Origin of the sequence: Streptomyces sp. NPDC093598, assembly GCF_044764825.1 — a bacterium.
Classification (GTDB): domain Bacteria; phylum Actinomycetota; class Actinomycetes; order Streptomycetales; family Streptomycetaceae; genus Streptomyces.
The window spans coordinates 741,061-754,815 of record NZ_JBIWIV010000002.1 but is presented as its reverse complement, the minus strand read 5'-3'; the positions used below and the strand labels follow the sequence as shown (position 1 = coordinate 754,815).

Genomic DNA, 13,755 nt, shown 5'->3' with positions numbered 1-13,755 from the left:
TGGAGTCGGTCAGGCTTTCCATTATGGTCGGCCCCTCCGACACCACCGGGCCACAGGGATCCCACCGAAGGAGATACTGACCGATGATTCAGTAACCCGACGGCGAAGGAGCCCGTATGGCCACCCCCCTGCTGTCTCTGACCTGGACCGATCACCTCACGGGACGGCAGGGCTTCCTGGTCGTCGACCGGCTGGTGCGCGGGGTCGCCAGCGGCGGTCTGCGGATGCGCGCGGGCTGCACGCTGGACGAGGTCACCGGCCTGGCCCGCGGCATGACCGTGAAGGAGGCCCTGCACTACGACCCCGCGAGCCGCTACGTCCCGCTCGGCGGCGCCAAGGGCGGCATCGACTGCGACCCCCGGGACCCGGAGGCGTACCCGCTGCTGGTGCGCTACCTGCGCGCGATGCGGCCGTACATGGAGAGCTGCTGGACGACGGGCGAGGACCTGGGGCTCACCCAGGACCTGGTGGACCGGGCCGCCGCCGAGGCGGGGCTGGTCTCCTCGATCCAGGCCGTGTACCCGCTGCTGGACGACGAGGCCGGGGCCCGGCGGCGGCTGCGGGACGCCTTCGCGGTCGAGGTCGACGGCATCGGGCTGGACGAGCTGGTCGGCGGCTGCGGTGTGGCCGAAGCGGCCCTGGCCGCCCTGGACCGGGCCGGCGTGCCGTACGCGGGAACGCGGGTCTCCCTCCAGGGGCTGGGCACCATGGGCGGGGCCACCGCGCGCTTCCTCACACGGGCGGGATGCACGGTCGTGGCCGTGGCCGACCTCAAGGGCACCATCGCCAACCGGGCGGGCCTCGACGTCGAGGCGTTGCTGGCCGCGCGCGACGCCCACGGCACGGTGGACCGCTCGGCGCTGCGGCCCGGCGACCTCGAACTGCCGGGCGACGCCTGGCTGTCGGCCGACGCGGACGTGCTGGTGCCGGCAGCGGTGTCGTACGCGATCGACGCCGGCAACCAGGAGCGGATCACCGCCCGCTGGGTGGTGGAGGCGGCCAACATGCCCGTGCGGCCGGAAGCGGAGCTGCCGCTGGCCGCGCGCGGGGTGACCGTGCTGCCGGACGTCGTGGTCAACTCCGGGACGAACGCCTGGTGGTGGTGGACGCTGTTCGGGGACATCGGCGCCGACGCCGAGGAGGCGCTCGCGTACACGCGCCGCTCGGTGCGGGCCCTGGTCGAGCGGATGCTGGCCCGCGCGCAGGCCGACGGGACGACACCGCGGGCCGCCGCCCACGCGATCGCGGCGGACCGGCTGCCGCTGATCGCGGAGCGGTTCGGCTGGTACCGGTGAGACGCCCCGTCGTCTCCTCCGCGGCTGCCGTCGCGGGCCTGGACCGCGCAGGCCGAAATGCCCGTCGAGGCGTCGCGGACGCGTGGGTAGGGTGACGGCGTGACGAGAGTCCGGTTGAGCGTGGCGGAGCGGCGCGGGGATCTGCTGCGGGCGGCCATCGAGCAGATCGAGGCACGGGGTGTGGCGGCGGTCCGGATCGCCGACGTGGCCTCGGCCCTCGGCGTGAGCAACGCGCTGGTCCTCTATCACTTCTCGACGAAGGAGCAGTTGGTCGCCGCCGCGTTCCGGCACGCGGCGGAGGGCGACCTCGCGCATCTGCGCAAGCTGCTCGGCCGCCGCTCGCCGGCGCTGCGCAGGCTGCGGTCGGCCGTACGGTGGTACGCCCCGACCGGGCAGGCCAAGGGCTGGCGGCTGTGGATCGAGGGCTGGGCGGCGGCGCTGCGCGACCCCGTGCTGCGGGAGGTCGCCCAGGACCTCGACCGGCGGTGGAAGGCGGCCCTGGCCGAGGTCATCGCGGAGGGCGTGGCGGCCGGTGAGTTCCACTGCCCGGACCCGCGGGGCACGGCCCTCCGTCTCACCGCCCTCCTCGACGGCCTCGCCGTCCAGCTGACGTCCTACGCCGGCGCGGTGCCGCGAGCGCGGGCCCAGGAGTGGGTGGAGGAGGCTCTGGCTCGCGAGTTGGGCCTGGTGGAGGAGGGGCGGCCGACGCCCTAGAAGCCACGGCTGCGACGCCTGCGGGCCGCGCCGGTGTTCCCGCCGGCACGGCCCGCACGCGCAGGAGCCGCTCTCACGCCACCGGTGCGATCCGCATCCTGATGTCGTCCGGCGACAGCGCCCCCTTGGCCGTCACATGGTCGCCCGACGACTCCCCGCGCAGCCGGCGTCCGATCCACGGCACCAGGAACTCGCGCGCCCAGGCGACGTTGTCCCGCCGCACGTCGGGAACGCCGCGCGGGGGCAGCGGAGGCCACGCCTGCTCCGGGTCGGCCGGCACGTCGAGGCCGAGCACCTGGCCCGCGCGCAGCGCCACCCGCGTGTGCCCCTCGGGCGACAGGTGCAGCCGGTCGGCGTCCCAGGCCCTGCGGTCCTGCACACTGCGCAGGGACCACAGGTCGAGCACCGGGCAGCCGTGCCGGTCGGCGATGGCCCGGACATGTCCGTTGTAGGTGGCGATCTTGCCGCGCAGGTGCTTGAGCACGGGCACGCCACGGGTGTCGAACCCGGTCGTCACCATGACCGTGCCGGACACGGCGGTGAGCTGGGCCAGGGCCCGCTCGAAGCGCTCGGCCACTTCGTCCGGGTCGGTGCCGGGCCGGATGATGTCGTTGCCCCCGGCGCAGAACGAGACGAGGTCCGGGGCCATCTCGACGGCCCGCGGAACCTGGTCCGCCACGATCTGGTCGAGAAGCTTTCCGCGTACGGCGAGATTGGTGTACCGGAAGTCGCCCTCGGGCCTGCGGTCGGCGAGCAGGACGGCGAACCGGTCGGCCCAGCCGACGAACGCCCCGTCGGGGCCGGGATCACCGACGCCCTCGGTGAAGCTGTCCCCCACCGCCACGTACGACCCGATCACTGCTCTGCTGTCACTCTTCGAATCGTCTGCCACAGCAGCTCATGATTCACCTTCGAATGTGACCTACGCGACCGTAGGAGCGGGTTGACGGGCGGTGAGATAAGCCACTCCTCAAGTGTTCGCCAACTGTGGAATACACCGCTCGTCAGGGATGTTTCGGGATGAGCCGCCAGACCCGGAACTCACGGATCCGGAAATGGCTCCAGACGGTCCGGAAGGCGAAGTGCCCGCTCGTGTAGGGCTGCGGGTCGGTGTGGTCGAAGACGAGCCGCCCGTTGTTCCACCACTGCACCGTGGAGCCGTCGGAGACGATCCGGACCCGGTTCGGCTGGTTCGCGACCAGCAGCGGCTCGGTGTAGTCGAGGACCAGGGGCCGGACGCCGGGCTCGCCGACGTAACGGCGCAGCCGGGTCGTGGTGTTGTAGTTGGCGCCGTAGCCCGCGTAGTACGTCGTGAGGTGGTCGTACTCGTCGAGGGCGCCGCCGCGCGGGGTCGCGAAGAGGTCGTCCGGGGAGCGGACGTCGGTCGCGTTCCAGAAGTTGTTGAGGTCGGAGACCCGGTCGTTGACCCCGCCCTCGGAGACCGGGGTCGCGGTGTATTCGAGCACATAAGGCCCTTCGAGCCGCTGCCTGAACCACACGGTCGCGCCGCTCGGCACATCGATCTCCAGGGTGCCGCGGGAGGCGGTGACGGTGCCGCCGTCCTGGAGCTCGGTCGCCCACTGCCCGAGGCCGTGGCAGAAGTCGTCGCGGGCGACGAGGCGGCGGTGGCGGGGCACGGCGTGCGCGATGGCCGTCGGGGCGAGGGCCGCCAGGGCGGCTCCTGCGGTCAGGGCTCCGAACGCTCTGCGGGTGGTCGGCACGGGACACAGCTCCTCGGGATCCGCCGGGAAGGCTCTGGAAAGCGCTTGCACTCCGGACGGGATCACTGTGTCCCAACTGCCGTCGGCTGTCGATCCCTTGACGCCCCCTCGGGGTGATCAGCAGCGCACACACCGAAGGCCGGACCCGGGGATCGGGGTCCGGCCTTCGGTCGCGTGTCAGGCAGGTGGTCGTGCGGTCGGTCAGCCGACGGAGACGCCGTGCGAGCGCAGGAAGGCGACCGGGTCCACGTCCGAGCCGTAGTCCGGCGTGGTGCGGATCTCGAAGTGCAGGTGCGGTCCGGTCACGTTGCCGGTCGCGCCCGACAAGCCGACCTGCTGCCCGGCGGTCACGGTCTGGCCGGCCGAGACGGAGAGCTGGGACAGGTGGGCGTACTGGGCGTAGTAGCCGTCGGCGAGCTTGATGACGACCTGGTTGCCGTAGGCGCCGCCCCAGCCGGCGGAGACGACCGTGCCCGCGCCGACGGCCTTGAGGGAGGTGCCGGTCGGGACGACGAAGTCGACACCGGTGTGGTAGCCGCTGGACCACATGCTGCCGGACATGTGGTACGGGGTGCCGACGGTGGCACCGGCCACCGGGAGGGTGTAGCCACTGGAGTTGCTCTCGGCGGCGGGCTCGGCGGCGGCCGGCTTCGCGGCGGTCTCCGCCTTCGGGGCCGACTCGGCGGCGGACGGCTTCGAGGCCGAGGACTTCGGGGCGGAGGACTTCGGCGCCGACGGGGCCGAGGACTTCGGAGCGCTCGCCGCCTTCTTGCCGATCGACAGCTTCAGGCCCGGGTGGATCAACGACGGGTCGGAGCCGACGGCGTCGCGGTTGTCCGCGTAGAGCTTCTTCCAGCCGCCGCTGACATTCTGGTCGTCGGCTATCTTCGCGAGGTAGTCGCCGGCCTTCACGGTGTACGTGCGGGCGCCGGTGGCGTTTTCCGGAGCCTTCTTCTCGGCGGCCGGAGCGGACTGGACGGCCTTTTCCGGAGCCGACTGCGGGGTGGCGGCGTGGGCGCCGGCCGCACCCATGAGCGGCAGGGCGAGGGCGGCCCCGCCGGTTCCGGCGACGGCGATGGAGCGGGTGAAACGCTGGGTCTTGGGGCGGCGGTGCTTACCCTTCGCGGGCATGGCGAATTCCTCTCCGTCGCCTGCGAGGTGAGCTGTCGGGTGCGGGCTGGAGATGCCCGGTCGCGCCGAGGCGCGGCTTAACCCCAAGCCGTTCCGGGAACCGGAACAGGCGTCTTACCTGTGGGTCCCCCGCTCCTGCCGTACGTCGGGTCAGTGTGTGCGGACTCCGGGCGGCGGCAGGATTAGGCGTCCGTCCGGATTGGTGTGGAACGTAAGCGACCAAGACGCAACGGGACAAGCTTGCGGTTGCCCGTGACGGTGTTTTTCTTGACGCGTCGGCACATTCGCCGTCACCGAGCGTGGATTACCGATCTCTCTCATTCCTCAATGGCCCTGAATTACGCCCGAATTACGTGAACATGGCGACAACACATCGTCACGAATATGACGATGGTCACGCACCCCGACCTCATTTCCTTTACGATCGGGGCACGTTACCTCTTACCGACCGAAGCGCCTTATTCGGACAGAAAGGACTACTTCCGCTTAAGGCGGACGACGACGGCGTCCAGATCCCCGCGCAGACCGACCCGCAGTCCGTGATGGAGCAGTACGGCACCTCGGTGCACTTCGCCCGTTTCGAGGCATTCGTACGCCGCTGTCGGATCGAGGCCGCGCAGTCGGAGCGCCGGCACGGGCTCGCCGTAGCGCTGCGCCTGGAGCCAGGCGAGGACGACGGTCTCGTCGCCGAGGACGTACTGCACGGCGCTCAGTCCACCCTCCGGGGGCCGTAGCCGGTACAGGTCGCCCCGCTGCACCACGGGCCGGATCTCCTTGTAGAGCCCGACCCACTCCGCCGCCTCGGCGAGCTCCTCCGCCGTCCACCGTGTGAGGTCACCGCCGACTCCGAGCACCCCGGCCATGGCGCTGAGGAACCGGAACCGCAGCGAACTGGCCCGGTGGTTGAGCATGGCGTTCGGGCTGTCGGTGACCCAGGCGGCCATGACCCGGGCCGGATGGATCTGGCTGAAGCCGTGCTGGATGGCGAGCCGGTCGAGGGGGTCGGTGTTGTCGGAGGTCCACACCTGGTCCGTGCGGCTCAGCACGCCGAGGTCGATCCGGCCGCCGCCACCCGAGCAGGACTCGAAGGCCACGCCCGGATGGGCGGCCCGCAGCCGGTCCAGCAGGGCGTACAGGCCGCGCACGTGGTCGACCCACAGCCGCTGCGGATAGGGGTCGTCCGGCCAGCCGGCGTCGGTGAAGCAGCGGTTGAAGTCCCACTTGACGTAGTCGATCGGCGCACTGGAGAGGAGCCCGTCGAGCTGCTCCCACAGGTACTCCCGGACGTCCGCGCGGGCCAGGTTGAGTACGAGCTGATTGCGGAACTCCGTTCGCTTTCGTCCCGTTTGGTACTGCACCCAGTCCGGGTGCGCGCGGTACAGATCGCTGTCCGGGTTGACCATCTCCGGCTCGACCCAGATCCCGAACCGCATGCCGAGGCCGTGCACGTGGTCGGCGAGCGGCTTCAGCCCGCCCGGGAAGCGGTCGGGGTTGGGGGTCCAGTCGCCGAGCCCGGCCCGGTCGCTGGTGCGCGCCCCGAACCAGCCGTCGTCGACCACGAACAGCTCGACGCCCATGGCCGCGGCCCGTTCGGCGAGCGCCCGCTGCTGCTCCTCGGAGATGTCGAACTCGGTGGCCTCCCAGGAGTTGAACAGCACCGGCCGGTCCTGGCCGGCGTCCGGGATCACGTACGTCCGCTGGTAGGCGTGCCAGGCGCGGCTCGCCCCGCCGAAGCCGCCGTCGCTCCAGAGTCCGGCGAAGACGGGGGTCGTGTACGACTCCCCCGTGCCCAGCGTCAGCAGGCCCGAGTCGTCGTAGCCGGCGCCGCCGGTGATCTGCACGCGTGCGTCCGGGAGCTGGGCCACGGCGATGCGCCAGGACCCGGACCAGCCGAGGGCGCAGCCGTAGACCTCGCCGCGCTCCTCGGTGGCGTCGGTGTCGAGGGCGACCCACGGCAGGTGCTGGTGGGAGGTGTGGCCGCGGCGGCTGCCGATCACCTTCTCGCCGTGAGTGAGATCGGAGCGCGTCAGCCGGGACTCGGCGCCCCAGCGGCCGTGCAGCTGGGACAGCCGCCAGGCGTCGCGGTCGGGCAGGGTCCAGGTCGCGGAGTCGGCGCGCAGCAGCTCGACGGCCGGCCCTCGGTTGTGCAAGGTCACCCAGCGCTCGACGACGTCCGTCGAGGAGAGCATCCGGTAGTGCAGCGTGACGGCCAGGTCGCCGTCACGGAACCGCAGCCGCAGCTCGTCGCCGTCGGTGTCGTGCCCCTCGTGGACCCACTCGGTGCCGCGCCGCTCGGCCGTGCGCACGGACAGGGCGGGACGGACGAAACGGGGGCCGCCCTCGACCGGGTACTCCTCGCGTCCGTCGAGCGGGGACTCGAAGGGCCAGTAGTCCGGCAGCGGCCGGACCGCCAGGGCCTCCGCGTCGGCGAGGGCGATCCTGGGGCCCCAGTGCAGATGCAGCAGCTCGTCCCGGTCGGTGACATGGACGGCGTAACTGCTGGCCGGCCCGGAGAGCACCCACGTACGACCGTCTTCGGAGATGTCCAGCATCATGCCCTCACAGATTCGAACAAGCCCGACCAGGTGCGACCAGGCGGCAACATCATCAGGTGCCGTGGGGGCTCCGGGCAACGCCTGTGGACAACTCATTGCCCCAGGCAGGCATGTCGTATCGTCGAGTGACGCCCGCCGACGAGCCGCGCCGGCGGCGCCGAAGGGGAGGAGCCCTCGTGACACAGCAGGTCCCGTCGACCGAGCCCGAGCTGGCCGGAGTGCGCAACTTCCGTGATGTGGGCGGACTTCCGACCGTGGACGGCCGGCGGGTGCGGCAGGGCGTGCTGTTCCGCAGCGGCCACCTCGCCCATGCGACCGCGGAGGACGCCGCCTTCCTGACCACGCTCGGCCTGCACACGATCTTCGACTTCCGCAACGCTGCCGACCAGAAGCTCGAGGGGCCGGACGTCGAGCTGCCCGGCGTGCGCAATGTGAACCTGCCGCTGAGCGACCCCGCCGACGGCGCCGAGTTCTGGAAGATGGTCCGCGACGGCGACCTGGACCAGCTGCGCGAGATCCTCTCGGACGGCAAGGGCGCGGGCCGCATGATCGCCTCCTACCGCACGATCATCAAGCACCGCACCGACGAGCACTCCCGGGTGCTGCACGCGCTCGCGCAGGACAGCGTCCCCGCGCTGATGCATTGCGCGGCGGGCAAGGACCGCGCGGGTCTGTCCGTCGCGGTGACGCTGCTCGCGGTGGGCGTGGAGCGCGAGGCGATCGTCGACGACTATCTGAAGTCGAACGCCAAGCACCGCCGTTACAAGGTGCACCGCAGCAGCTCCGCCGCCTCGGCCTACTCGCCCGAGGTCATGGAGCTGCTCAGCCCCCTCTTCGACGCCCGCGCCGAGTATCTGACCGCGGCCTTCGACACCATCGAGGAGACCTGGGGCGGCGTCGACGCCTACCTGGAGAAGGGGCTGAGGCTCACTCCGGAGACCCGGGAGCGGCTGCGCGAGCGGCTGCTCGACTGAGGCACCGCCCCGGCGGGGGCTACTACGCCCCGACCTCGAACAGCAGGTACACGAACGCGGCGAAGACGTGGCCGGCGATGAGGTAGACGAACAGCCTCACCCACAGGGCGCGGGGGAACTTCTCCTCCATGTTGCTCATGACACGTCTCCAGGGGTGGGGCCCAGGCACAGGGCGGCCGTGGGGCTCTGCAGCAGGGTGTGGACGAAGAGCAGCTCGACGCCGTCGTGGTCCTCGGCGGCGATCCGGTGCGGGGTGAGCGAGTCGAAGTGGGCGCTGTCGCCGGCCGCCAGCCGGTGCGTGGTGTCCCCGAGGCGCAGCCGCAGCCGGCCGCGCAGCACGTGCAGCCACTCCTCGCCGGGGTGGACGCGCACGATGTCGCCCTGGGAGCCGTAGGGGACGTGGACACGCAGGGCCTGCATCCCGCGGCCGGGGGCACCGGCCTGCCAGTACGTCCAGCCCCCCGCCGCGGTGGGTTCCATGTCGGCCGCGCGGATGACGGAGTCCCGCTCGGCAACCGTCTCGCCGAGCAGTTCGGAGACCGTCGTACCGTAGACACGGGCGAGCGCGAGCAGCATCGGCAGCGAGGGCTGGCGCTGCCCGGTCTCCAGACGCGAGAGGTGGGCGGGCGACAGCCCGGCGGCCCGGGCCGCGGCCTCCAGCGTCAAGGAGGCCTGGCGCCGCAGCGCCCGCAGCTGTGGCGCGACGACGGCGGGCAGCGCACCGGCCGGCTGTTCGGCCGGCGAGCCGGCCCCGGAGGGCCGCTCGGTCTCGGAGGAGCTCATGCCTCCATTCAGCCCCGGTCTTGCCTCAGCGGCAAATTTTTTGCCCGCGAGGCAAAAATCCGCCCGGGCGGAGCCTCAACGGTGGGCGACCGCCTGCTTGACGAGCGTCTTGCCGAAGTCCCATACGAGCCCGCCGTTGTGCGCGTCGTCCATCACGGCCGTGAAGGCGTCGACGAACCGGTCCACCTCCCGCTCGCCGATGATCAGCGGCGGGATCAGCTTGATCACCTCCATGTGGTCGCCGGAGACCTGGGTGAGGATCCGGTGCCGCTGCAGCAGGGGCACGACGACCATCTGCGCGAAGAGCCCCTTGCGCGCGGCCTGGAGCATGGCCCAGCGGCTGCGCAGCTTCAGCGACCTGGGCCGGCCGAACTCGATGCCGATCATCAGACCCCGGCCGCGGACCTCGGCCAGCATCTCGTACGTGTCCGTCAGCGCCGCGAGCCGGGATCTGAGCTGCTCCCCGGTGGCCCGGACGTTCGCGACGATCTGCTCGTTCTCCATCACCGACAGCACCGCGAGGCCCGCCGCCATGGCCTGCGCGTTGGATCCGAAGCTCGCCGAGTGGACGAGCACCCGGTCCATGGACGAGTAGACCTTCTTGAAGATCCAGTCCTTGCCGATCGTGGCGCCGACCGGCACATAGCCGCCGGAGAGTGCCTTGGCCACGCACACCAGGTCGGGTTCCACGCCGTCCTCGTGCTGGTAGCCGTAGAAGTCGCCGGTCCGGCCGAGGCCGGTCTGCACCTCGTCGGCGATGAGCAGGGCCTTGTGCCGGTGGAGCAGCTCCTGGGCGGCCCGCAGCCAGCCGGGCGGGCCCTCCAGGACGCCCTTGCCCTGGATCGGCTCGACGATCAGCGCGGCGACGTCGCCCTTCTTCAGCTCCTTCTCCAGGGCGTCGAGATCGCCGAGCGGTACGGCCGTGTCGGGCAGCAGCGGGGTGAAGCCGTCGCGGAAGGCGGACTCGCCGTTGACCGAGAGGGAGCCGGTGGTCAGGCCGTGGAAGGCGTGCGCGCAGTACAGGACCCTGGGCCTGCCGGTGACGAACCGGGCGAACTTCAGGGCCCCTTCGACTGCCTCGGTGCCGCTGTTGCCGAAGAACACCCGGTCCAGGTGCGGGCTGTGCGCGAGCAGCTTCTCGGCCAGCAGGCCGGGCAGCGGCTGACAGTCGAACCGGGTGAGGTCGGCGAGCCCGGCGTCCAGGACGTCGTGCAGCGCCTTGCGGACCACCGGGTGGTGGCGGCCGAGGCCCATCACCCCGAACCCGGCGAGCATGTCGAGGTAGTCGTTGCCGTCCGCGTCGTGGAAGTAGGCGCCCTCGGCGCGCTCGTAGACCTTGTCGAAGCCGATGGTGTGCAGCATGCGCGGGAGCTGGTGGTTGAGGTAGCGGGTGTGCAGCTCGTAGCGCTCGGCTCCGCGCTCGGCCAGCAGTGTGCCGAGGTCGAACTCCCCGGCCTGCGACGACTCCGACGCGGACTCGGCGGTTGTCATTCCTGTGGCTCCTTACGGCTCCTTGGACAGCTCTTCCTTGACGGTCAGGCTCGCGCTGATCCGTCCGGCGACCTCGACGGGTGTCAGGCCGATGTCGGCGAGCACCTCGCCGCGCTTGGCGTGCGCGAGGAACTGCTCGGGGACGCCGAACCGCCGTACCGGCACGTCGACCTCGGCGTCGCCCAGGGCCAGCGCCACGGCCGAACCGACCCCGGCCGCACGGCTGTTGTCCTCGACGACGGCGACCAGACGGTGCTCGGCGGCGAGGCCCGGCAGCGCCGGGTCGACGGGCTTGACCCAGCGCGGGTCGACGACGGTGCAGCCGATGCCGCGCGCTTCGAGCAACTCGGCGGCCCGGAGGCAGACGGGCGCCATCACGCCGACGGCCACCAGCAGGACCTGCGGGTCGGGAGCGCGGTGCAGCACGTCCAGTCCTCCCACCCGGTCGATCGCGGGAATCTGCGGTCCCACCGACTCCTTCGGGAAACGGACCAGGGTCGGCGCGTCGTCCACGGCGACGGCCTCCCGCAGCTGGGCGCGCAGCTGGTCGGCGTCGCGTGGCGCGGCGATCCTGAGCCCGGGCACGACCTGGAGGACGGACATGTCCCACATGCCGTTGTGGGAGGCCCCGTCGACTCCCGTGACACCGGCCCGGTCCAGCACGAAGGTCACCCCGCAGCGGTGCAGGGCGACGTCCATCAGCAACTGGTCGAAGGCGCGGTTGAGGAAGGTGGCGTAGACGGCGACGACCGGGTGCAGTCCGCCCGTCGCCAGGCCCGCCGCGGACACGGCCGCATGCTGCTCGGCGATGCCGACGTCCCACACCCGGTCCGGGAACCGGTCGGCGAAGGCGCCGAGACCGACCGGATGCAGCATGGCGGCGGTGATCGCCACCACGTCCTGGCGTTCCTCGCCGATCCTGACGATCTCCTCCCCGAACACCGAGGTCCACGAGGGGCCGCCCGACGGGGAGAGCGGCGCGCAGGTCAGGGGGTCCATGACGCCGACGGTGTGGAAGTGGTCCTCCTCGTGAGCGAGGGCGGGCTCATAGCCGCGGCCCTTCTCCGTGAGGCAGTGGACGAGCACCGGCCCGTGGAAGCGTTTCGCGCGCCGCAGCGCGGACTCCACGGCCCCGATGTCGTGCCCGTCGATCGGCCCCACGTACTTCAGGCCCAGGTCCTCGAAGAGGCCCTGCGGGGCGAACGCGTCCTTGAAGCCCTTCTTCGCGCCGTGCAGAGCCTCGTAGAGGGTGTTGCCGACCAGGGGCGTGCCCTGGAGCACGTCCTTGCCCCAGGCCAGGAACCGCTCGTAGCCGTCGGTGGTGCGCAGCGTCGCGAGGTGGTTGGCGAGGCCGCCGATGGTGGGGGCGTAGGAGCGTTCGTTGTCGTTGACGACGATGATCAGCGGCCGGTCCTTGGCGGCCGCGATGTTGTTCAGCGCCTCCCAGGCCATGCCGCCGGTGAGGGCCCCGTCGCCGATGACCGCGACGACATGCCCCCTCTCCCCCTGCACCTGGCGGGCCTTGGCGAGCCCGTCGGCCCAGCCGAGCGCCGTGGAGGCGTGGCTGTTCTCGATGACGTCGTGCTCGGACTCCTCACGCGAGGGGTAGCCGGACAGGCCGCCCTTGCCGCGGAGCTTGGAGAAGTCCTGGCGTCCGGTCAGCAGTTTGTGGACGTAGCTCTGGTGGCCGGTGTCCCACAGGATGCGGTCGACCGGGGACTCGAAGACCCGGTGCAGGGCGACGGTCAGCTCCACCACGCCCAGGTTGGGCCCCAGATGGCCTCCGGTCCTGGCGACCGCGTGCACCAGGAACTCCCTGATCTCTTCGGACAGTTCCCCCAGTTGTGCCTCGGACAGCGCCTTCAGGTCGCGTGGTCCCCGGATGCTCTCCAGAATCGTCACGCTCGGGCCCCCTTCGCATTTCCGTGCTGCTCAGCTCACGGTGACGGCCGGCTCCCCCGACCCCACGCCGTCCTTCTCCATCTGCTCGGCGATCTTCATCGCCTCTTCGATCAGCGTCTCGACGATCTTCGACTCGGGGACGGTCTTGATGACCTCGCCCTTGACGAAGATCTGCCCCTTGCCGTTGCCGGAGGCGACGCCGAGATCGGCCTCCCGCGCCTCGCCGGGCCCGTTGACCACACACCCCATGACGGCGACGCGCAGCGGCACCTCCATGCCCTCGAGCCCTGCCGTGACCTCCTCGGCCAGTTTGTAGACGTCGACCTGGGCACGGCCGCAGGACGGGCACGACACGATCTCCAGCCGGCGCTCCCTGAGCCCCAGTGACTGGAGGATCTGGATGCCGACCTTGACCTCCTCGGCCGGCGGCGCGGACAGCGACACCCGGATCGTGTCGCCGATGCCCCGGGACAGCAGCGCGCCGAACGCCACGGCCGACTTGATCGTGCCCTGGAACGCCGGTCCCGCCTCCGTCACGCCCAGGTGCAGCGGGTAGTCGCACCGTTCGGCCAGCTGCCGGTACGCCTCGATCATCACGACCGGGTCGTTGTGCTTGACGGAGATCTTGATGTCCCGGAAGCCGTGCTCCTCGAACAAGGACGCCTCCCACAGCGCGCTCTCCACGAGCGCCTCCGGGGTCGCCTTGCCGTGCTTCTGGAGCAGCCGCCGGTCCAGCGACCCGGCGTTGACGCCGATCCGGATCGGCGTGCCGTGGTCCTTCGCCGCCTGGGCGATCTCCTTGACCCGGTCGTCGAACTGCTTGATGTTGCCGGGATTGACCCGGACTGCCGCGCAGCCCGCCTCGATGGCCGCGAACACGTACTTGGGCTGGAAGTGGATGTCCGCGATCACCGGGATCTGCGACTTGCGCGCGATGGTCGCCAGCGCGTCCGCGTCGTCCTGCGTGGGGCAGGCGACCCGGACGATCTGGCAGCCGGACGCGGTGAGCTCCGCGATCTGCTGCAAGGTGGCGCCGATGTCCGACGTACGGGTCGTCGTCATCGACTGCACCGACACCGGGGCCCCGCCCCCGACCGCCACCGGACCGACCTGGATCCGGCGCGAGGCGCGCCGCTCCGCGACCGGCTGGACCGGCACCTCGGGGACACCCAGCGACATGGCTGTCATG

12 protein-coding genes and 1 riboswitch are annotated in these 13,755 nt (G+C 71.3%); of the genes, 3 read left to right on the top strand and 9 right to left on the bottom strand.

The genetic code is table 11. The features are described 5' to 3' along the window. The first annotated feature begins 116 nt into the window (after window positions 1-116). On the top strand, window positions 117-1,295 hold the full coding sequence (locus ACIRDU_RS09400) for a Glu/Leu/Phe/Val dehydrogenase dimerization domain-containing protein (RefSeq protein ID WP_403576408.1): 1,179 nt from the start codon (window positions 117-119) through the stop codon (window positions 1,293-1,295). 99 nt (window positions 1,296-1,394) lie between these two features. Further along, window positions 1,395-2,009 (top strand): TetR/AcrR family transcriptional regulator, encoded by a 615-nt coding sequence (locus tag ACIRDU_RS09395; RefSeq protein WP_403576406.1) that lies wholly within the window; start codon window positions 1,395-1,397, stop codon window positions 2,007-2,009. Window positions 2,010-2,082: 73 nt separating this feature from the next. Here the strand turns inward: ACIRDU_RS09395 and ACIRDU_RS09390 are convergent, their stop codons facing one another. The 4 genes from ACIRDU_RS09390 to ACIRDU_RS09375 form a co-directional block, all read right to left on the bottom strand. Then, the gene (locus tag ACIRDU_RS09390) at window positions 2,083-2,868 is read right to left on the bottom strand and encodes an SGNH/GDSL hydrolase family protein (RefSeq protein WP_403577348.1); all 786 of its coding nucleotides are present in this window, start codon (window positions 2,866-2,868) and stop codon (window positions 2,083-2,085) included. Window positions 2,869-3,013: 145 nt separating this feature from the next. Continuing rightward, entirely contained in the window at window positions 3,014-3,730 is a 717-nt protein-coding gene (locus ACIRDU_RS09385; RefSeq protein WP_403576404.1) for a DUF6250 domain-containing protein, read from the bottom strand. Window positions 3,731-3,931: 201 nt separating this feature from the next. Further along, entirely contained in the window at window positions 3,932-4,861 is a 930-nt protein-coding gene (locus ACIRDU_RS09380) for a peptidoglycan DD-metalloendopeptidase family protein (protein ID WP_403576402.1), read from the bottom strand. A gap of 4 nt (window positions 4,862-4,865) precedes the next feature. Next, window positions 4,866-5,027, bottom strand: a riboswitch (cyclic di-AMP (ydaO/yuaA leader). 310 nt (window positions 5,028-5,337) lie between these two features. Continuing rightward, a complete protein-coding gene (locus tag ACIRDU_RS09375) occupies window positions 5,338-7,413 on the bottom strand; it encodes an alpha-galactosidase (protein WP_403577345.1) in 2,076 nt (691 codons plus the stop codon). A 179-nt stretch (window positions 7,414-7,592) separates the two neighbouring features. Between ACIRDU_RS09375 and ACIRDU_RS09370 the strand changes: the two genes are divergently transcribed. Further along, complete coding sequence (locus tag ACIRDU_RS09370) at window positions 7,593-8,390, top strand: tyrosine-protein phosphatase (protein ID WP_403576401.1); 798 nt, start codon at window positions 7,593-7,595, stop codon at window positions 8,388-8,390. 22 nt (window positions 8,391-8,412) lie between these two features. On the opposite strand, the gene ACIRDU_RS09365 is transcribed toward ACIRDU_RS09370, so the two are convergent. The 5 genes from ACIRDU_RS09365 to ispG form a co-directional block, all read right to left on the bottom strand. Beyond that, window positions 8,413-8,529, bottom strand: a complete 117-nt coding sequence (locus tag ACIRDU_RS09365) for a DUF6126 family protein (RefSeq protein WP_403576399.1) — start codon at window positions 8,527-8,529, stop codon at window positions 8,413-8,415. Further along, window positions 8,526-9,173, bottom strand: a complete 648-nt coding sequence (locus ACIRDU_RS09360; RefSeq protein WP_403576397.1) for a helix-turn-helix domain-containing protein — start codon at window positions 9,171-9,173, stop codon at window positions 8,526-8,528. Before ACIRDU_RS09360 ends, ACIRDU_RS09365 begins: the two co-directional genes overlap by 4 nt. Before the next feature lie 75 nt (window positions 9,174-9,248). Further along, on the bottom strand, window positions 9,249-10,664 hold the full coding sequence (locus ACIRDU_RS09355) for an aspartate aminotransferase family protein (RefSeq protein ID WP_403576395.1): 1,416 nt from the start codon (window positions 10,662-10,664) through the stop codon (window positions 9,249-9,251). 12 nt (window positions 10,665-10,676) lie between these two features. Next, complete coding sequence (gene dxs / locus ACIRDU_RS09350; RefSeq protein ID WP_403576393.1) at window positions 10,677-12,566, bottom strand: 1-deoxy-D-xylulose-5-phosphate synthase; 1,890 nt, start codon at window positions 12,564-12,566, stop codon at window positions 10,677-10,679. Between the two features lie 30 nt (window positions 12,567-12,596). Further along, entirely contained in the window at window positions 12,597-13,754 is a 1,158-nt protein-coding gene (ispG, locus tag ACIRDU_RS09345; protein WP_403576391.1) for a flavodoxin-dependent (E)-4-hydroxy-3-methylbut-2-enyl-diphosphate synthase, read from the bottom strand. Between the last annotated feature and the right edge of the window lies 1 nt (window position 13,755).